The organism is Algoriphagus aurantiacus, assembly GCF_035156405.1.
Taxonomy (GTDB): domain Bacteria; phylum Bacteroidota; class Bacteroidia; order Cytophagales; family Cyclobacteriaceae; genus Algoriphagus; species Algoriphagus aurantiacus.
The window spans coordinates 136,190-155,405 of sequence record NZ_JAXRUT010000010.1 but is presented as its reverse complement, the minus strand read 5'-3'; the positions used below and the strand labels follow the sequence as shown (position 1 = coordinate 155,405).

Genomic DNA, 19,216 nt, shown 5'->3' with positions numbered 1-19,216 from the left:
TTTTATTTAAATAATTCGATTATCAGAATTTGGCTCCGGAATAGGATCTATGAGAGGGTCTGAAGATTCGGGATTATTCTCTTCGTCTTTAGATATTAAGTCTGGCTCTTTCAATACATCCTTTTTATTAGTATATGCTTGATAAGTTGTTTCCTTATCGAAAGGTCTTTTGCCAATTAATCGCTCCAAATCAGCTTGAAACAGTATTTCTTTTTCCAATAGTTCTTTAGCCAAGATGCCAAGTTCTTTGATTCGGTGAGTTAGCAATTCTTTTGTTCTGTCATAAGCGGACTGAATAAGTTTTCTTACTTCCTCATCAATCACCTCAGCAGTAGTTTCAGAATAAGGCTTGGTCATCTTGTACCCGTCCCCTTTGGAATCGTAGAAGGACACATTCCCGATTTTATCATTCATGCCATACACAGAAACGATAGAGTAAGCCAATTTTGTAACACGCTCCAAATCGCTTAGTGCACCTGTTGAGATTTTCTTGAAGATAATTTCTTCAGCAGCCCGACCACCTAGTGTCATACACATTTCATCCATCAGTTGCTCTGTTTGGTACAAGAACTGTTCTTTCGGAAGATACTGCGCATAGCCCAAAGCAGCCACTCCACGAGGTACGATACTTACTTTTACCAATGGGTCAGCATGCTCTAAGAACCAGCCTGCTACTGCGTGACCGGCTTCGTGAAAGGCTACAATTTTCTTCTCTTCAGGAGAAATAATTTTATTTTTCTTTTCAAGACCTCCAATAACACGATCTACTGCATCTTGGAAATCCTGCATATCTACAGCAGATTTATTTCTTCTAGCGGCGATCAGGGCCGCCTCATTACATACGTTTGCGATTTCAGCACCAGCAAAACCAGGAGTTTGAGCAGCACATTTTTTTGGATCCACATCATCAGCCGTTTTGATTGGTTTCAGGTGAACTTTGAAGATAGCTTCTCTTCCTACGATGTCTGGTTTGTCTATAGAAATCTGTCTGTCGAATCGTCCAGGTCTTAGCAAAGCGCTATCCAATACATCAGGTCTATTAGTGGCAGCGACTACGATTACTCCTGTATCGGTACCAAAGCCATCCATTTCCACCAATAAGGAATTAAGTGTATTTTCTCTTTCGTCATTGGAACCTGGCATTTGACCTTTACCCCTAGATCTACCGATTGCATCGATCTCATCAATAAAGATAATACATGGTGCTTTTTCTTTGGCCTGCTTGAACAGATCACGAACTCTGGCAGCACCAACACCTACAAACATTTCTACGAAATCAGAACCTGATAAGGTAAAGAATGGAACCCCTGCTTCGCCCGCAACTGCTTTTGCAAGCAACGTTTTACCTGTACCTGGAGGGCCTACTAGCAATGCTCCCTTAGGTATTTTACCGCCTAGTTTAGTAAATTTTCCGGGGTTTTGAAGGAATTCAACGATTTCCTGAACTTCTTCTTTCGCTTCGTCCAATCCTGCCACATTGTCAAAAGTGATTTTGACTTTGTTTTCAGCATCGAACAATTGAGCTTTGGACTTACCTACATTGAATATCTGTCCACCTGGTCCTGAAGGCCCTGCCATTCGGCGCATCATGAACCAGAAAAGAACAAACAATAAAATCAAGAAACCAAAACTTCCAAAGTAGCTACTCCAGTTTTCCTCAGTTGCCACAGATAGTTCAATTCGATCTGCTTGTGATACTTGCTCTTTAAGAGTATCAAAGTCAGTTGCAAATTTTTCTACAGATGCAACCTCAAAGGAATAATGAGGGCCCTGAGGATTGAAAAAAGTAGAATTGGATTCCAATTCTGTCTTGTATTTATCTGTAGTTAAAGCAGTAGATTTCAGTGTGATGTCCACACGCTCCATATTTTTAACCATGGTTACTTTGGATACATCACCAGCCAAATACATGTCCTCAAATCTCTTTTGAGTAATATCGACTACGGCATTTCTGTTCTGAATCCACGTTAGTCCAAGTAGGACAGCAACTGCAGCAATAATCAGCCATAGCTGAAAATTGGGCTTTTGAGGTGCCTTTGGGGTAAATTTTTTGTTTTTATTCTTAGTGTCGCTCATTTCTTATAAGGGTAATTCATAAATTTAAGGTAAACGAAGTGTAATGCTGAAAGTTTTTGGTAGTTAACCAATTCGGGTGACTTTAGCATCTCCCCAAAGGTCTTCTAATCCATAAAATGCTCTCTTATCTTTAAGGAAAATATGCGCCACAACGTTCACATAATCTACTAATATCCACTGACGGCTACTTTTTCCTTCACTTTTCCATGGATTTCCTTGACCAATTTTTATCACTTCTTCTTCAATAGAATCTGCAATTGCGTCTAATTGTGAATCAGAGTTGCCTGAACAAATAACAAAAAAATCTGTCACAGTGTTTTTAATGTTTCTTAGATCCATCAATACGATGTCAGAAGCTTTTTTTTCCTCCATTCCTTTGATGATTACTTTGCTCAGCTCTTCTGCTGTCATATTATTCAATTAATTTTGCAATGTCAGGGATAAAAATATCCATTTTAGACGAATTTAAAATTTATGTATAAAATTCTTGCCAATACCATTTTTTTAGGGAAAGATGTTCATTTCCTGCCAGAGTGTCATTCCACTAATGACATTGCCTTGAATTTGGTCAGGCAGAATAAGGCAACAGAAGGTAGCATCATAATTTGCCAACATCAAACAAAAGGGAAGGGGCAGCGTGGTAATATGTGGCAGTCCCAAGCTGGTCAAAACCTCACGTTCTCGCTAGTGCTAAGACCAGATTTTATGGATATATCTGAGCAGTTTTATCTGAACATGGCTATTTCCAATAGCATCAGACGCTTGCTCCAAGATTATGTCTCTCATTTAGAAGTGAAATGGCCCAATGATTTGATAGTTCCTGGATTTGGCAAGATTGGAGGGATTTTGATCGAAAATACGTTCTCTGGCAAAGAATGGGAGTTTGCTATTGTGGGTATAGGATTGAATATTAATCAACTAGGGTTTGATTCTCCAAATGCTTCGTCCATTCGATCAATTACTGGAAGTCAGTTCAATTTAGAAGAATTGTTTCGCCTTTTAATCACACAATTAGAGCAGGGATATATTCAATTAAAAAAAGGAAAATGGAAAGAAATCAAGGCTGAATATTTGATGCATTTATATAGAATTGGAAGTTGGGCCAATTATACAGCAAATGGAGAACAATTCTCAGGAAAAATAGTTGGGATAACTGTAGATGGAAAATTGGAAATGGAATCGAGGAATGGAGAAATTGCCATTTTTGGATTAAAGGAAATTTCCTTTCTCCAGTAGGAAGTGATTTTAGATTCCAGATTTTATAGGGTACCTTTGCGCAAGTTTTTAGTGAAATTAATACGTTAACTATCAATATTATGTCAGAAATTAAATCTGAAAAATTCGTTCAATACAAGGTGAAAGATATTTCCTTGGCAGAGTGGGGCAGAAAAGAAATCAAATTGGCAGAAGCCGAAATGCCAGGTTTGATGGCCCTAAGAGACGAGTATGGTGCTTCTCAGCCTTTAAAAGGCGCAAGAATAGCAGGTTGTCTTCACATGACTATCCAGACTGCGGTTTTGATTGAGACTTTAGTTGCTCTTGGAGCAGATGTTACTTGGTCATCTTGTAACATTTTTTCTACTCAAGATCATGCAGCTGCTGCTATTGCTGCTGCAGGTGTTTCTGTTTATGCTTGGAAAGGTTTGAACGAGAAGGATTTTGATTGGTGTATTGAGCAAACTTTGTTTTTCGGAGAAGATCGTCAGCCATTGAATATGATCTTGGATGACGGTGGGGACTTAACTAACATGGTTCTGGATCAGTATCCAGAATTAGTTGGTGGCATCAAAGGTCTTTCTGAAGAGACTACCACGGGTGTGCACAGATTGTACGAAAGAATGAAGAAGGGAACACTTCCAATGCCTGCCATCAACGTGAATGATTCTGTGACTAAGTCCAAGTTTGACAACAAATACGGCTGTAAGGAATCATTAGTAGATGCAATCAGAAGAGCGACGGATGTGATGATGGCTGGTAAAGTAGCCGTAGTAGGTGGATATGGTGACGTAGGGAAAGGTTCTGCTGCTTCTCTAAGAGGTGCTGGGGCAAGAGTGATTGTCACTGAAATAGATCCAATCTGTGCATTGCAAGCTGCTATGGATGGCTTTGCAGTGAAAAAAATGACAAATGCTGTGAAGGAAGCTGATATTGTAGTAACTGCTACTGGTAATAAAAACATTATCACTGAGGAGCATTTCAGATCGATGAGAGATAAAACTATCGTATGTAATATCGGTCACTTCGATAATGAAATCGATATGGCGTGGTTAAATGGAACTTACGGTAATACTAAAATAGAGATTAAACCTCAGGTCGATCTTTATAATGTAGATGGCAATGAGATTATCGTTTTGGCGGAAGGCCGCTTAGTAAACCTTGGCTGTGCTACTGGTCACCCATCTTTCGTGATGTCTAATTCATTTACCAACCAGGTTTTGGCACAACTAGAACTGTGGAACAATACAGACGAATACAAGCCAGGTGTATATGTGTTGCCTAAGCATTTGGACGAGAAAGTAGCTGCTTTGCACCTTGCAAAATTGGGTGTTGATCTAGAAGTTCTCTCTCAGGATCAAGCTGAATACATCGGAGTAACTGTAGAAGGCCCATTCAAGCCTGACTATTACAGATATTAACAGATTAAATTTATGATGAAAGCCCCGATGCGAATCGGGGCTTTTTGTGTTACTATTCCCCAGGGTTTAGCAGTAATTTTCTTCCGTCAGGTAAAATCGTATTGACAGCAACTTTGCAATCCTCGAGCAATTGTTCATAAGTTGTCGAATAATTTACTTCAGAATTTCCCCCGCGTGATACAAACCAGTTTTCTTTCCCTGTGTTTGGAAGAATTTCGTTTTGCTGATAACAAGAAATAGAATGCGTTATAGGATTGTCAATCGTAATTTCAAAAGCTCGTCCAGCCGCATTAACACCTTTTATACTTCCTACTGAAGAGAAGCTTTTTAATTCTGTACTAATTAACAATGAGTCATTTGTAAGTGAATCGGTTGTTAACGAATCTATAACGTAGGTTTTCGTGTGTATATATTTCCCAGAGAATTCTGTGCTAAGATCATTTTCTGTTCTTTCTATGATTTCTGTGAATTCTTCTAAAATTTGGAGCGAATCATCACTTGAAAAATTCCGGATTCCTTCCAGAGCATTGGAACCAAATTGATAATCTTCATATTCCATAGTCCAATTTTTATTTGGGCTTTGAGCGGTAGTGTCAAATTTGATAATCAGCTTTCCGCTTCGATCATACTCCCCTGATTGGACACAGGCAGTAGTTCCCAAGAAATTTAAAGTGATTTCCTTGGTGTCTTCGTTTATGATAATGTCTGGACAACTCGGTAACCCAACAGTGTCCATTTGTTGATATTCTTCCCAGGAGATCATTGCGAAATACAGACTTTCACTCCAATCGGTTGAAATACTAAATAGCTGATCTGCCTCTGTGGGCAAGTCAGTTTGGATTACTTTGTCTTCATCTTCCTCACAACTCATCAAAATGGGAATTAGCATGATGAATATGAAAATTAATTTTTTCATTAAGTAGGTATTAAAAATATTAGAGTTGGTTTCGTAATCGTCCTTCAATTACCAAGCCGAAATAACTATCTTCGAAATCGATGATAAACCACAAATCTATGATTTTAGCAGAAGGTATGCTCAAAGCTGAGGCACTGAAAGGGAAAAATATTGTAATTACCGGTGGTGGTACAGGGCTTGGAAGATCAATGGGAGAATATTTTTTGGAGCTTGGCGCCAACCTTGTAATTACTTCTCGTAAGCTCGATGTATTGGAGGGAACTGCAAAAGAAATGATGACTGCTAAGGGTGGGAAAGTAATCCCATTAGCCTGTGATGTTCGGGAGATTGATCAGGTCGAAGCCATGTGGAAAGATGCCACGGATCAGTTGGGACAAATTCATGTAGTGCTGAACAATGCGGCAGGGAATTTTATAAGTCCTACGGAGCGACTATCTACTAATGCCTTTAATACTGTTTTGGACATTGTGCTGAAAGGCACTTCTCAGGTGACTCTTACTGCTGGTAAAGACTGGATTATAAAAAAGCAACCGGGTACTTTTCTCAACATTGTGACTACTTACGCTTGGACTGGATCAGGTTATGTAGTTCCTTCTGCTGCTGCAAAAGCAGGAGTTTTGGCACTGACGCGTTCTTTGGCTGTGGAATGGGCAAAATATGGAATTCGATCTAATGCGATTGCACCAGGACCATTTCCTACAGAAGGAGCATGGAGCAGATTGTTGCCGGGTGATTTAGTTAAGAAATTCGATCCCGCGAAGAAAGTGCCTGTGGGCAGAGTGGGACAGCATCAGGAGCTGGCTAATCTGGCTGCCTACCTAGTTTCTGATTATTCCAGTTACGTAAATGGAGAAGTCATGACCATAGATGGTGGAGAGTGGCTGAAAGGGGCAGGTGAATTTAATAACCTGGATCAGATACCAGAAGAAATGTGGGACATGATGGAAGCTTCAAGAGGAAAAAAGGTATGAGCCCCAAATTGATTTGGGGCTATCTGAAAGCTAGATGGAAGATCAGAAATCTTTGAGTGACTGAAATCTACCCATTAAAAAGTTGAAGAATTTATATCGTTTGACAAATCGTTTTCTATTGATTTGTTTATTTGTACAGATTCCTTGATGCTTTTCTTTAGTGATTGATCCAGCAATTTTGTTTCTTTTTTGATTAGCTCTACGAGTCGCTTGGATTCGTTGTTTTGAGGCTCGCTGTCGAGAATTTCTAGTATACCGAGTATGTTTGCCACTCTTGCCCGAAGTGTATGTGACTGCTCAAAGGCAAGTTCCTTGAGAAAGTATTGATGTTCTTTGAGCCAGATTTCATGTTTCTTTCTGTCGGAAATATCCAAAATACATCCTGCTATTTTTGTAGGACGTCCAATCTTTGACCATTCAATAGTTTTACCAAAACCTAAAGCCCAGATAGTCTGATTTGTTTTCTGGGTTATTCTAAATTCCTTTTTGAAAGGAATATTTCCCGGGGTCTTAAAATGATTTCCAAGATCCCTCAATAGATTAGGGAAGTCTTCTGGATGAATGTGCTTTTGCCAAGAAATAGGAGTTGTTTCAGCTAATTCAGCTTGCGTATAACCCAACATTTGCCCCAACCCCTGGCTAATTTTATCTTCCTTTTTTGCAAGATCAAATTCCCAAAAACCTATTAATTTATCTTCTAATATACTGTCTATAATTTCCTTTCCTTCATTCATAGTACTATCAAAAAAATCTCCCAGCCCAAAATTGTAAGGCATTGGCTGGTTGACTGGATGACCGATTCCTAGGCAGGTACCAAAGTCTTCTGAAATAAAATAGAACTCCCAAGTTGTATCTATTAAATCACCCTGAGGGTGAACTATCTTTTGAAGAGTAACAGTAAAGGATTGATGTGAATTATTCCAAGCTTTTATGCGCTGGCTCTCATATCTCCCCCAATTTGATGCTACAAAGCAGTCTGCAAAATAAATTGGTTTCTTTTTATTATCAAAAAAAGTAGGAACTGGACCGATACCAGAGTCTGATGCAATGACTCTCCCAGTCTTGTCTAAGGTTACCTGTAGAAAGTAATCGGAAACAACAGCTAGGTGACTCAGAGCCTGAATAGCATCGTAATCATTCATGGATCAAATCTAATAATTATTAAATTGAATTATTCAAAAAACATAAAAACTAATTTAAAATACATAATTTTATATTTAAAACAATTAAATTTTCACAATATTGTTTCTAGATTTATGGAGAAATTACGGACAGAAAAGTAAAGTTTCCTTTAATAGCAAGGTGAGCTCTTTCTTGTTTTAGTGTCTGAAAAGGAAGATTGAGATGAAGAGAAAATAGGGGTTAGGACCTATGTGAACTATGGTGATACTGTTCTCTTTATTAGTTCAGGTTGATGGAAAAGCCCTTATGAAACAGTTTGGATAGAGGAGGAAAATAATTAAACATATTTTCAAGTAATAAAAAAGGGCCGCATTTGCGGCCCTTTTTTATTACTTGTCTTATTGAGTTATATTATTCTTCATCTTGTGTGACTTCTGAAACTGGTCTGAAGTTTCCTTCTGGCAATTGCTCTGCTACTTCATCTCGTTCAAAAGGGAAGACTTCTACAATTGGGCTCTCTACAATATCTGGTACCCTAAAACTTACCAACATATTTCCTAGGCTTTCCTGAATTCTATCGTAGGCTTCTTTTACATCACCGGCAGTGACGATCATGTATTGAGTGACTTTTTTCTCTTTACCACTTTCTCCATCAGCGACCATGTAAGAAATTTTACACTTATGCCATATGTCAGCATCCTCATAAAAGAATACATCTACAATATTACTTTTGCTGATACCGGTAACTTGGAAATCCCCACGAATCTGAGAGGCAAGTCTATCATATAGAATTGCTTCTGCCTCGGTAAAAGATACCGCATCAACTAGATATTGCTCGGAAATATTTTTAAGTAAACCCTGCTCATTTTCCTTTGCGTATTTGACTTTGCACAAAAACCAAGTTCTCATAATTCTTTCAGTTTGAGCTTCGAAGGTAAAATTTATCCTTTGAAGCACAAGGGTGATTTCAGCATTAGAAATTCTAGCAAACAAATAAAAACAAGTAACTCATTGATATTCAAACTGATTTATTTGTCAAATAATATGGATTTCCCCAAGCCAAAGTGAAAATGAGTTAAGATTGTGGGGAGTTAAAGAAATTAGGTAAATTATCGCAAAACCAATTACATGCGGGACAAAATCTGGTACAGTTTTCCAGTACAATTATTATTACTTCATCTGAGAAAAAATCTAGGTCTTACACTCATTTGGGTAGCACTGATGGGGGTGATTTTGGAATACTTAGGTGTAATATTAGGTATTCCTTTTCTTTTTCTTGATCCTGAATATTTGCATAAGGTTTCTTGGGTGAGTTTTTTTTTAATGGGAGTGGGATTTGCTTTTTTGACCATGGCATTTCATATGTCTACTTACATTATGGAGGGTAGACATTTTCCGTTTTTAGCGATACTGAATCGGCCATTTATCCATTATTGTGTGAATAATGGAATCATCCCACTGATTTTTTATATAGTTTACGTATTCAACTTTGTAAGTTTTCAGCTTGGAAATAACCTGTCAAATGATTGGGAGGTGATGTATTTTTTTCTTGGATTCGTGGGAGGCGGAGTAATTACCTATTCGGTGATATTTGGCTATTTTGCTATTACAAATAAGGATTTCTTTATCCTGTTTGCGGGGACGGTAGATAAAAACCTTCGTAAAGTCCGGCTGACAAGAGCTAATGTCCTCAGCCAATACAAGGATCTAAAAACTCAAAAATACAAGGTTTTATACTACCTAAACATTAACCTTCGGCCCGAGAAGGTAAGACCAGATATATCCAGATTTGAAGGGACAAAGCTGCTTCGAGTGTTCGATCAGAATCACCTGAATCTATTTATTATTCAAATATTCTTGATCCTCTTTGTCTTGTTTTTGGGCTTTTTCAAAGAGAATCCCTACCTCCAATTACCTGCGGCGATGAGTGCAACTCTATTGTTCGCCATTCTGGTTATGTTGGTGGGAGCGGTAAGTTTTTGGCTGAGGCGATGGTCTACATTTGCGGTATTTGCCTTTCTGATTTTGGCTAATTATTTCAGCAATTTCAATTTCCTCAATCGTCCCCACGAGGCGTACGGGTTAGATTATTCAGTACCTCCTGTTACCTATAGTCTTGCTCATATGGATAGTCTTTTGTCTCCTGACTTAGTCCAAAAAGATCGTGAAAATGTCTTGAATATCTTGGATAATTGGAAAGCGAAGTTTCCTAACGAAAGTAAACCAAAACTAGTAATGGTGGCTGCAAGTGGTGGAGGACAGCGGGCAGCACTTTGGACTGTTAAGGTTTTACAAAGTATGTATAAAATCGAGTCGGGTGAGGTATTGAAGCATACCGAACTGCTCACTGGGGCTTCAGGTGGTGTTTTGGGAGAAGCTTTTTTCAGAGAAATTTACCTAAGATCCCTGACTGACCCATCGATAAACCCTTTAGATGAAAAATATCTTGATCAAATCTCGGCTGATAATCTCAATCCGATTATTTTCACTTTGCTAGTGAATGATTTATTGATTCGAAATCAAAATTTCCATTACAATGGTCGTAATTACCTAAAGGATAGAGGGTTTGCTTTTGAAAATCAACTGAATAAAAATACTGAAGGAATTCTCGATAAGCCTATATCTGCTTATAAAGAACCAGAATTTTCGGGTAGTATTCCGCTACTTCCAGTTACTACTTTGATTACAAATGATGGTAGAAAGCTGGTGATTTCTCCACATTCCATGTCATTTTTTGGGACATCCATGCTTGGAAAATTGGGTACTGATGAGAAAAAGCAAACGATTGATTTTCTTCGTTTTTTTCAAGATCATGATTCCAAGAATCTAAGATTTCTGACTGCTTTGAGAATGAGTGCTACTTTTCCATTTATCACGCCAAATATCGAACTTCCTTCAGACCCAGTGATGGAGACCATGGACACGGGTTTGTCCGATAACTTTGGTATTCAGGATGCACTCCGTTTTATGTTTGTCTTTCAATCCTGGATCATTGAAAATACAGGAGGAGTGGTTTTGGTAACGATTAGAGATTCTGAAAAAGTAACTGAAATAGCACCAAGTTTTCCCCAAAGGATTTTTGAGAAGGTTTTTACCCCGTTGAAAAATATCTATGCTAATTGGGACAATGTGCAAACCATTCAGAATGAAGTATTATTCAATTATATGGCTGAATCTATGCCATTTGATTTGGAAAGGATTGAGTTTGAATATGCCCCTGATAAGGTTCAAGCGGAGGAATTGACAGAAAGTCAAGAGACGATGCAGCGGGCATCTTTGAATTGGCGATTGACAGCTAGGGAGAAAAAGTCAATTTTGGAAAGTGTATATACGCTGAAAAATCAAAGTTCTTTGAAGCGCTTGGAAGAGCTTTTCACCAAAAATCAAACAGTACTAGAGGACAGTTTATTGTTGGAAGACAAAAATCCTCAATAAGCAAATCCCCACTTTTTGTAGATAAAATGCATCAGCCATGCTGGGCCTATTAGCAAAAACTGAAGGTCTTTGAGAAAAGTGGGTTTTTTGCCCTCAATCTTATGTCCATAAAATTGAAAGATCCAAGAAAGCAAGAAAATCCCAAGACTAATCATCCATAGTTTACCGGGGAAATTCAGATCAATGAAATTCGCGACAGCAAGACAGAGTGCCGAAAATAGAAACATTCCCAAAGTAAGTGGTGTAGAAAGCATGAGGTAGTAAATCAACACCAAAGCCAAAACCACTGTGGCCCAATTGGCGAAATTATCAAGGAATGGCAAAAGTTCTGGAAGTGGACCAGCAGGAATACTAAAAATCAAACCTACAATACTGAAAAAAATTGCAGGTACACAAAACCAATGAATGAGCTTATTTGTCATGTTTTGATGACTAAGCCCGTACTCGTGGAATAACACATCAATCTTTCTCATGGTATTTTGGGATTATATCTCTTAGATTTATTTAAAATACTAAATCTATTTTAATTCCTTTTTCAAAAATTCAAAATGTTCAGCTATTGGGAGAAAAAACACTTTTTTCATTACGATCTTATTGTGGTAGGATCGGGCTTTGTGGGACTTTCCACAGCTATTCATTACAAGGTAAAACATCCAAAGGCAAATGTGCTTGTGTTAGAGCGTGGAGTTTTTCCGACGGGAGCAAGTACAAAAAATGCTGGTTTTGCATGCTTTGGGAGTCTGACGGAGATATTGGATGATTTCTGGCATATGACACATGCGGAAGTTTTGGAGCTAGTAGAGCGAAGATATAAAGGTCTCAGAGCGATTGGGAAGAAGTTTGGAGAGAGAAATCTGGGGTATATCCAGTCTAATGGATATGAGCTACTGGGTGAAAGCCAGTTAGAAGCTTTGGACCAAATGGCTGGAGTAAATAAACTTCTCAAACCTATTTTTAATGAAGATGTTTTTTCTCAGGTTAAGAATCCAGGTAAAATGGGTTTCGCTGACCAAGTCAAATCAATTGTCAAAAATAAATATGAAGGTGAGCTAGACCCTGGAATGTACATGACTTCACTTTGGGAATTGGCCCAGCAGGAAGGTATTCGAATATTAACGGGTGTTTCTGTCTGTGAAGTACGAAAGGATGAAGGAATGGTCTTGGCAGAAGATAGTACAGGAGAAACAAGTCTGGAGTTTACCGCGAAGAAAATCGCTATTTGTACCAATGCATTCACTAAGAAACTTTGGCCAGATTCAGATATTCAGCCAGCTAGAGGATTGATCCTTTTATCTAAACCCTTGGATTTTAAAATCCCCTGGAAAGGTACATTCCACATCGACAAGGGCTACGTTTATTTTCGGCAAATTGACGGGAGATTACTTCTAGGAGGTGCAAGGAATAAAGATTTTGAAGGTGAAAAAAGTACTGATTTTAAGGTTAACCCGAAAATAAAATCTCAGTTAGAAAAGTTAGCAAGTGAGGTGATTTTCCCTGATAAAAGTATTGCTTGGGATACTGAATGGACTGGAATTATGGCTTTTGGCAAAATTAAATCTCCTCTCATCCAGCAAGTGGGTACTAAAACTGTTGCTGCGGTCCGCCTTGGCGGAATGGGAGTAGCAATTGGTTGGCAAGTAGGGAAGGAGCTTTCTGTACTTTTGTCCAAGATGTAATTAATATTTTTTCATTAGATTCAAACCCTTAACTCACCAAATCCCAATTGATGCAAGGTATTACCCGTACTCCAACAGTTTTTGACGCACTGATTCCCCTAGGTTTTTTGATCGTCTTATTGGTATTGAATATTCAGGTTTTCGGCACAGATGGACTTTCAGGTTCTAACCAAATTGTTCTTATCCTTTCTTCAATGGTTGCAGCTTTGGTTGCAATTTTTCGTTTAGGATATAATTGGGAAACACTTCAGGACGGAGTTATAAAAAGTATCAGTGCAGCTATGTCTAGTATTCTGATTCTCTTTCTTATTGGGGCACTAGCCGGCACTTGGTTGCTCAGTGGAATTGTCCCTGCCATGATTTATTATGGACTGCAGATTTTAAGTCCAGCGATATTCTTGGTTGCGGCATGTATCGTTAGTGCCATCGTTTCAGTAGCTACAGGAAGTAGCTGGACTACAGTAGCCACTGTAGGTGTAGCTCTATTGGGAATAGGAAAAGCACTGGGTTTTGAAGAAGGAATAATTGCTGGAGCGATTATTTCTGGAGCTTATTTTGGCGATAAAATGTCACCACTTTCTGACACAACTAATCTGGCTCCTGCAATGGCGGGTACGGATTTGTTTACCCATATTCGTTACATGGCTAGGACAACCATTCCTTCCATGACGATCACGTTGATCATTTTTGTAGTGATTGGATTGAACTATGACGTAAATGGTGCTGTAAATGATGTGCAAGCTATTTCGGACGTTATTTTAGAGAAATTCAATGTAACCGGATGGCTGTTTATTGTTCCAATTTTGGTGATTGTTATGATTGTGAGAAAAGTACCAGCCATACCCGCCTTGCTCACCGGAGCACTGTTAGGAGGTCTTTTTGCAATTATTTTTCAACCAGATATTATTCGTCTAATAGCTAGTGAAAACGCATCCTATGCCTACCTAAGCTTCAAGGCTGTAATGATGTCTCTTTATGGAGAAATTAGTATTTCTACCTCCAACGATGTGGTCAATGAATTGCTAGTTACCAGTGGAATGGGAGGGATGATGAACACCATTTGGCTAATAATAGCTGCAATGGTCTTCGGTGGAATCATGGAAGAAAGCGGCATGCTAAGAGTTCTTGCTGCAGCCGTGATTCAGAAAGTCCATAGTGTAGGGTCATTGATAGCTTCAACAGTTGCTACCTGTGTGTTTTTTAATATCACTACTTCCGATCAATATTTGGCTATCCTAGTACCGGGCAGAATGTATGCAGATGTGTATAAGAAGAGAGGTTTAGCTCCAGAGAATCTCAGCCGAACCTTGGAAGATTCTGGTACAGTTACCTCTGTGTTGGTGCCTTGGAACACATGTGGAGCTACCCAAGCTTCGGTATTAGGTGTAGCTACTTTGACGTATGCTCCCTATTGTTTTTTTAATATTATTAGTCCCTTTATGACCATTCTGTATGGCTATTTCAAAATCGGGATCACTTATTACGATGAAGTAGAAGAAGAAAAGTTTGTATGATTCCATTTAAGATTACCAAAGAAGAAGTAAATGCCCTTCCACTAGGACAGTTTGAGGGTGAAATGTTTTTAATCGATAGAGTTGAAGATGTAGAGGAGGTTGCAGAATTTCTTGTTCAACAGCGGGTTATTGGATTTGATACTGAGACCAAACCGGCTTTTCAAAAAGGAGTGATAAATCAGGTGTCCTTACTTCAGCTTTCTACTTCGACACAGGCTTTTTTATTTCGTTTAAACAAAATTGGTTTTCCTGATTCCATTCGAAATATTCTGGAAAAAGAGAGTATAGTGAAAGTAGGTGCGGCTGTCCATGATGATATCAAAGGACTAAGGAAGCTCACGGACTCTTTTTATGCGAATTCATTTTTCGATCTAAATGATGAACTGAAAAGAGTTGGGTTTTTAAATATTGGCGTACGCAATCTATGTGCAATGGTGCTTGGGATTCGGATTTCAAAATCTGAGCAAGTGTCCAACTGGGAAGCAGAAAAACTTACTACTAAGCAACAACGGTATGCAGCAACCGACGCATGGGGTTGTTTGGAGATTTTCAAAAAGTTAAAAGTTGAAGGCTATTTGGATGAATTATTCAAGTAATAGTTAGCTCCAGATTTTCGATTTCCTTAAGTGAATTAACAATTTTATCGGCCAATCCTTCCCTGAATTCTAACTGCATTTGGCAGTCCAAGGTCATTTCTTGAGATAGAATCTGTAAATCATGGGCTTTAATAATTTTCATGACATCATTCATCACGGGGTAAGAAAATTGAATGGAAACTGAAGTTTTTACCTGTTCTTCTACAATTTCATTTTCTTCTATCGCTAAAGCAGCGGAAGTCTTGTAGGCTTGAATCAAGCCACCTATTCCCAATTTTGTTCCTCCGAAATAGCGAACGACTACGATCAGAATATTTGTAAGGTTTTTTGATCTAATCTGTCCTAAAATAGGATCTCCTGCAGAATGATTGGGCTCTCCATCGTCATTGGCTCTGTAGTGATCTCCATCTTTTCCGAGAGCCCAGGCAAAGCAATGATGTCTGGCGTCAAAGTACTTTTTCCGAAGCTCAGCTAGATGGGTTTTGATTTCTTCTTCATTTTTTACAGGGTAAGAGAAATAGAAAAATTTGCTACTCCTGTCTTTGTATAGACCTTCACTGGTTTTGGAAACAGTAAAAAATGTATCTTCGAATGTTGAATCATCGCCGAAATCTGACATGAATGAGATAAGGTTGAGGAGGAGCGAATTTAGAAAATTAACAAATGGGTAACAGGTAATCCATTCTAATTATCTTAATTTTAAAAAAGAGGAAATTAATAGTAATGCCTGAATCATTAACTGCGCAAATACCATATATTTTTACCCTTCCTGGGATTTCCAGTGATACTGGAAATCTACACTTCTGGGAGAATTTAGAACTCTTTCCAAATGGGATTCAGAGATGCTTTTGGATTTCAAATGTGCAGGATGGAGATACTCGTGGAAATCATGCACATTGGCAAGAATCGCAAGTGATCGTGGCTGTGGCAGGAAAAATCCAATTGGAGATTCAGTCCGCACAGGGTGAGGTTTATAATTTCAAGCTTGATTCACCCGAACAAGCCGTTTTTATTCCACCTTTAAATTGGTTGGTTGCCCGATTTACAACTAATTCAGTGTTGCTTGGCATGTCGGATCAGGCTTTTTCAGAAGATGATTATATTAGAGACCTAGACTATTTTGGAAAGCTTCAAGAAAGAAATAAGTGAATCCCACGAGCTTCGGGTAATTTCTTCCTTGAAAGAGGAAAAGGATTATTTTTTAAGCAATTTTCCATTTGATAACTATCAGGATCACTTGGATTTTCTTTGGGAGAAAAAGCATAAATCTAAAGCACACATAACCTTTGCTATTTCTAAATCCGGCGAAGCTATTTCATTACCGCAATCACCCTTCGGTGGGTTTTGGATTCATGAGGGTTTGAGCTCTGCTTCTCTAGAAGCTTTCATTTTGGCTATCATTGATGAATTGAATCATCGGGGTATTCACTCTATTTCTCTAACCCAGAGCCCTAAACCCTACGAACCGCACTTTGATTTGATCAATTATCTGTTGTTTAAAAGTGGTTTTGATCAAGAAAAAGTATTAAGCCATCATTTTTTTATCGGGAAAAAGAAGATCAAGAAGTTGGCACAAAAAGAATCAGCAAAGATTCAAGCAAAGAGTAAAAATGTTGGCCATAAAGTCAGTCACTCCTCAATTTCCAACTTTGGGTTTTTGAAAGAAATCAGATCATGGAATACTCAAAAAGGCTATGAGGTAGCGTTAGATGAGAATAAAATTGTGCAACAAGTTTCTCAATATCCCGATAGGTATTTCTTGATCACTATGAGCAAACATGGAGTTGCAATCGGATATTCACTTGGTGTCAAACTTACCAGCGATTCACTCTATTATTTTCTGTCAGCGATTAATCCGAAAATCTCCGTTAAGTATGGTGGGGAGCTTATCCTCAATGAGCTTTTTCAGTTGGCTGTTGAACAAAAAGTGAATTTTATAGACCTCGGATCTTCAGACCTCGAGGATGGCGCAAATCATAGCTTGATGTTCTTCAAGTCCCGATTCTCAAATGATATTTGCAACAAGATCACCTGGGTTAAGAAGATCTGATATGGAAAAGGAAGATAGGGTCACTGTAATTTGTATAGCATTTAATCATGAGAAGTGGATTGAAAAAGCATTGGATAGTGTACTGAGTCAGTCCTATGAATCCGTGGAATTGATCATAGCTGATAATGGGAGCTCGGACCAAACGGCTGGAATAATTCGGGATTGGGTAAAAAAGCATTCGTTTAATTTTTCAATTTCTGTAACCTATAAATCAGAATCCATACCCTATTGTAAACTCTTTAATGAACTGTTGAATCTGTCGAATGGGGAATTTGTCGTTGATCTTTCTGGAGATGACTTTTTATATCCCCAACACCTTTCTTTTTCAGTTGATAGATTAAAACAAGTTCCAAATGCAGCATTCGTATTCTCTGATGCTTTCATAAGTGAAGAGAATGGGGCTCGTAATAACTATTACCAGCGTATAGATATTAATAATCTAAGGGGGAAAATTTTAGAAAGGGAATTTTATCAACTACTGATAAGTAAAAGTTTTATATCTTCTCCAACAGTGGTTTTTAGAACTCAAATCCTCAGGCAAGAAGAGGGATATGATGCATTGCTGACTTACGAAGATTTTGATATCCAATTACGCCTGACTAATAAATATCCGGTTGTTTTTTCTGACCACGTCGGGGTTTATAAGAGGAAACACCCGGCTTCATTTTCTGCAAATCAATACAAGAGTTATCACTCAGATATGCTTCCAAGCACTCTTCGTGTCTGTGAAAAAATCAGAGCGATGAATAGGGCATCAAGTGAAGATTCGGCTTTAAAAGCGCGTGTCTTATTTGAATTGAAGCACGCGCTATGGTCAGCAAACTTCGATCCGGCAAAAGGTTTCGTAATCTTAGCTAAGCAGTTAGAGGTAAAAAGTTTGGAATTTAGTTTATATAGGCTTTGGCTTCGTATTCGTTTGGACATTTCTTGGCTTTATGTCACATTGACTTGATCAGCCAACTATTACTTCAATAAATGGAGGATTGGAGAAATATTTTTGACCTATCCTAAGTATGTCCTTTGCATTGAATTTTTTCAGATATGCCAATTTTTCTTCGTAATAAGTAAAGTCCATTCCCGAATGATACACGGCTTTGAACCTATCAATCAAGTCAAAAGAAGTGCTGAATTGCTTAAGCATCTGTCCGATAAGATAGTTTCTAACTACCTCCAGTTCATCTGCATTAATTTCTACCTCTGTTAAAACCTGGATTTCATGATAGATTTCCTTGAGCACTTCAGGATAAAATGCTTTTTGTACATCGGCTGCTATTACCCAATAGTTTGAGTCACCAATTTCAGTTAGTGAAGAGTGAATCCCATAAGTATGACCTTTGTCTTCGCGGATGTTTTTGACAAGTCGAGAGCCAAAATATCCTCCAAGAATCGTGTTAAATACCGTGAGAGCGATAAAATCTGGATGGGTTTTTGGAATGGACCAGCTACCAATTCGAATACTGCTTTGAACAGATTTCAATTTAGGTTCAGTTACTGCCAGAAGTGTATTGATTCTTGGCAAAAGAACAGGCTCTGCAACTACACGATTTGGTAATTGACCAAATAGATGACAAAGAATTTCCAGCTCTTTAGAATCGAAATCCCCATTTAAGAAAATTTCTAGTTCTTGCCAAAGCATTGTCTCGTAATAATAAATCAGTTGATCTCTGGATACACTATTAACGTGGCTTTCCTCTACTTCTACCCCGTAGGGATGTGTTGCTCCGAACAGGCATTTTCTAAAAACTTGACTTGCTCTGGATGCTGTTTTCTCTTTTTCTAGTTTAATACTAAGTTTTCTCTGAGACTGACGTTTTTCCAACATATCGGCAGGAAAGGTAGACTCAGTAAATAAGGAAATAAATACTTCCAATACAGTATTAAGATGCTTTTTGGTAGATAAAAGACCAAGTCCTTCATGAGAGAAAGTTAAAATCGGATGAACTTCTGAGGCATAAAAATCAAAAAATTCAGCGATTTCACCAGCGGTTTTCTTTTTTGTTCCTTCCTGGAGCATTTGCAGCGTGAAGGAAGATACAAGTGTTTGATCGAGTGGGAGAGAGGCACGCTGACCTTTGCAAAGCACATCAATTTTAACTGCCTCTAAACCTGGTGTAGGGATATAAAAGAACCTAGCTCCATTGGGAAGTTGGAATTCCGATGGGGGCAAAAGTTCAAAATCCTCTGGAACCTGAAATTCCGGAGCCTTTGACCTGTCTAAAAGCAT

General features: G+C 38.4%; 18 protein-coding genes. 10 read left to right on the top strand and 8 right to left on the bottom strand.

Annotated features, from left to right (window positions below):
- Positions 1-6: 6 nt before the first annotated feature.
- The gene (ftsH, locus tag SYJ56_RS12115) at positions 7-2,076 is read right to left on the bottom strand and encodes an ATP-dependent zinc metalloprotease FtsH (protein WP_323834399.1); all 2,070 of its coding nucleotides are present in this window, start codon (positions 2,074-2,076) and stop codon (positions 7-9) included.
- A 63-nt stretch (positions 2,077-2,139) separates the two neighbouring features.
- Positions 2,140-2,487 carry a ribosome silencing factor gene (gene rsfS, locus SYJ56_RS12110; protein WP_323834397.1) on the bottom strand — a complete coding sequence of 116 codons (348 nt, stop codon included), beginning with the start codon at positions 2,485-2,487 and terminating at the stop codon, positions 2,140-2,142.
- A 63-nt stretch (positions 2,488-2,550) separates the two neighbouring features.
- Between rsfS and SYJ56_RS12105 the strand changes: the two genes are divergently transcribed.
- Together SYJ56_RS12105 and ahcY are read left to right on the top strand one after the other, a co-directional pair.
- A complete protein-coding gene (locus SYJ56_RS12105; protein WP_323834395.1) occupies positions 2,551-3,312 on the top strand; it encodes a biotin--[acetyl-CoA-carboxylase] ligase in 762 nt (253 codons plus the stop codon).
- A gap of 80 nt (positions 3,313-3,392) precedes the next feature.
- Positions 3,393-4,712, top strand: a complete 1,320-nt coding sequence (gene ahcY / locus SYJ56_RS12100) for an adenosylhomocysteinase (RefSeq protein ID WP_323834393.1) — start codon at positions 3,393-3,395, stop codon at positions 4,710-4,712.
- Positions 4,713-4,764: 52 nt separating this feature from the next.
- Here the strand turns inward: ahcY and SYJ56_RS12095 are convergent, their stop codons facing one another.
- Positions 4,765-5,628, bottom strand: coding sequence for a hypothetical protein (locus SYJ56_RS12095; RefSeq protein ID WP_323834391.1), 864 nt, complete (start codon positions 5,626-5,628; stop codon positions 4,765-4,767).
- 98 nt (positions 5,629-5,726) lie between these two features.
- On the opposite strand from SYJ56_RS12095, the gene SYJ56_RS12090 reads away from it, so the two are divergent.
- Positions 5,727-6,599, top strand: a complete 873-nt coding sequence (locus SYJ56_RS12090; RefSeq protein ID WP_323834390.1) for an SDR family oxidoreductase — start codon at positions 5,727-5,729, stop codon at positions 6,597-6,599.
- Positions 6,600-6,673: 74 nt separating this feature from the next.
- Here SYJ56_RS12090 and SYJ56_RS12085 read toward each other — a convergent pair whose 3' ends face one another.
- Positions 6,674-7,741: a PAS domain-containing protein gene (locus SYJ56_RS12085; RefSeq protein ID WP_323834388.1), complete on the bottom strand. Its 1,068-nt coding sequence runs from the start codon at positions 7,739-7,741 to the stop codon at positions 6,674-6,676.
- Positions 7,742-8,132: 391 nt separating this feature from the next.
- On the bottom strand, positions 8,133-8,630 hold the full coding sequence (locus tag SYJ56_RS12080) for a DUF4494 domain-containing protein (RefSeq protein ID WP_323834386.1): 498 nt from the start codon (positions 8,628-8,630) through the stop codon (positions 8,133-8,135).
- Positions 8,631-8,849: 219 nt separating this feature from the next.
- On the opposite strand from SYJ56_RS12080, the gene SYJ56_RS12075 reads away from it, so the two are divergent.
- Entirely contained in the window at positions 8,850-11,156 is a 2,307-nt protein-coding gene (locus tag SYJ56_RS12075) for a patatin-like phospholipase family protein (protein ID WP_323834384.1), read from the top strand.
- Here the strand turns inward: SYJ56_RS12075 and SYJ56_RS12070 are convergent.
- Entirely contained in the window at positions 11,150-11,629 is a 480-nt protein-coding gene (locus SYJ56_RS12070; RefSeq protein WP_323834382.1) for an Mpo1 family 2-hydroxy fatty acid dioxygenase, read from the bottom strand. The genes SYJ56_RS12075 and SYJ56_RS12070 overlap by 7 nt on opposite strands.
- 75 nt (positions 11,630-11,704) lie before the next feature.
- Here SYJ56_RS12070 and SYJ56_RS12065 point away from each other — a divergent pair, with 75 nt between their 5' ends.
- Genes SYJ56_RS12065 through SYJ56_RS12055 form a run of 3 tightly spaced genes read left to right on the top strand, consistent with a single transcriptional unit; the run spans position 11,705 to position 14,942 of the window.
- The gene (locus SYJ56_RS12065) at positions 11,705-12,832 is read left to right on the top strand and encodes an NAD(P)/FAD-dependent oxidoreductase (protein WP_323834380.1); all 1,128 of its coding nucleotides are present in this window, start codon (positions 11,705-11,707) and stop codon (positions 12,830-12,832) included.
- 50 nt (positions 12,833-12,882) lie between these two features.
- Entirely contained in the window at positions 12,883-14,346 is a 1,464-nt protein-coding gene (gene nhaC, locus SYJ56_RS12060) for a Na+/H+ antiporter NhaC (protein ID WP_323834378.1), read from the top strand.
- Complete coding sequence (locus SYJ56_RS12055) at positions 14,343-14,942, top strand: 3'-5' exonuclease (RefSeq protein WP_323834377.1); 600 nt, start codon at positions 14,343-14,345, stop codon at positions 14,940-14,942. The genes nhaC and SYJ56_RS12055 overlap by 4 nt, the downstream gene beginning before the upstream one ends.
- Here SYJ56_RS12055 and SYJ56_RS12050 read toward each other — a convergent pair.
- On the bottom strand, positions 14,935-15,561 hold the full coding sequence (locus SYJ56_RS12050; RefSeq protein WP_323834375.1) for an IMPACT family protein: 627 nt from the start codon (positions 15,559-15,561) through the stop codon (positions 14,935-14,937). The two genes, SYJ56_RS12055 and SYJ56_RS12050, sit on opposite strands and share 8 nt — an antisense overlap.
- 104 nt (positions 15,562-15,665) lie before the next feature.
- Here SYJ56_RS12050 and SYJ56_RS12045 point away from each other — a divergent pair, with 104 nt between their 5' ends.
- From SYJ56_RS12045 to SYJ56_RS12035, 3 genes are read left to right on the top strand one after another with little or no spacing between them, the layout of a single operon-like run.
- The gene (locus tag SYJ56_RS12045) at positions 15,666-16,091 is read left to right on the top strand and encodes a sugar 3,4-ketoisomerase (protein ID WP_323834374.1); all 426 of its coding nucleotides are present in this window, start codon (positions 15,666-15,668) and stop codon (positions 16,089-16,091) included.
- Positions 16,063-16,992: a hypothetical protein gene (locus SYJ56_RS12040; RefSeq protein WP_323834373.1), complete on the top strand. Its 930-nt coding sequence runs from the start codon at positions 16,063-16,065 to the stop codon at positions 16,990-16,992. The genes SYJ56_RS12045 and SYJ56_RS12040 overlap by 29 nt, the downstream gene beginning before the upstream one ends.
- A 1-nt stretch (position 16,993) precedes the next feature.
- Positions 16,994-17,944, top strand: a complete 951-nt coding sequence (locus SYJ56_RS12035; protein WP_323834371.1) for a glycosyltransferase family A protein — start codon at positions 16,994-16,996, stop codon at positions 17,942-17,944.
- Here the strand turns inward: SYJ56_RS12035 and SYJ56_RS12030 are convergent, their stop codons facing one another.
- Positions 17,945-19,216, bottom strand: coding sequence for a M16 family metallopeptidase (locus SYJ56_RS12030; protein ID WP_323834369.1), 1,272 nt, complete (start codon positions 19,214-19,216; stop codon positions 17,945-17,947). It lies immediately after the preceding gene.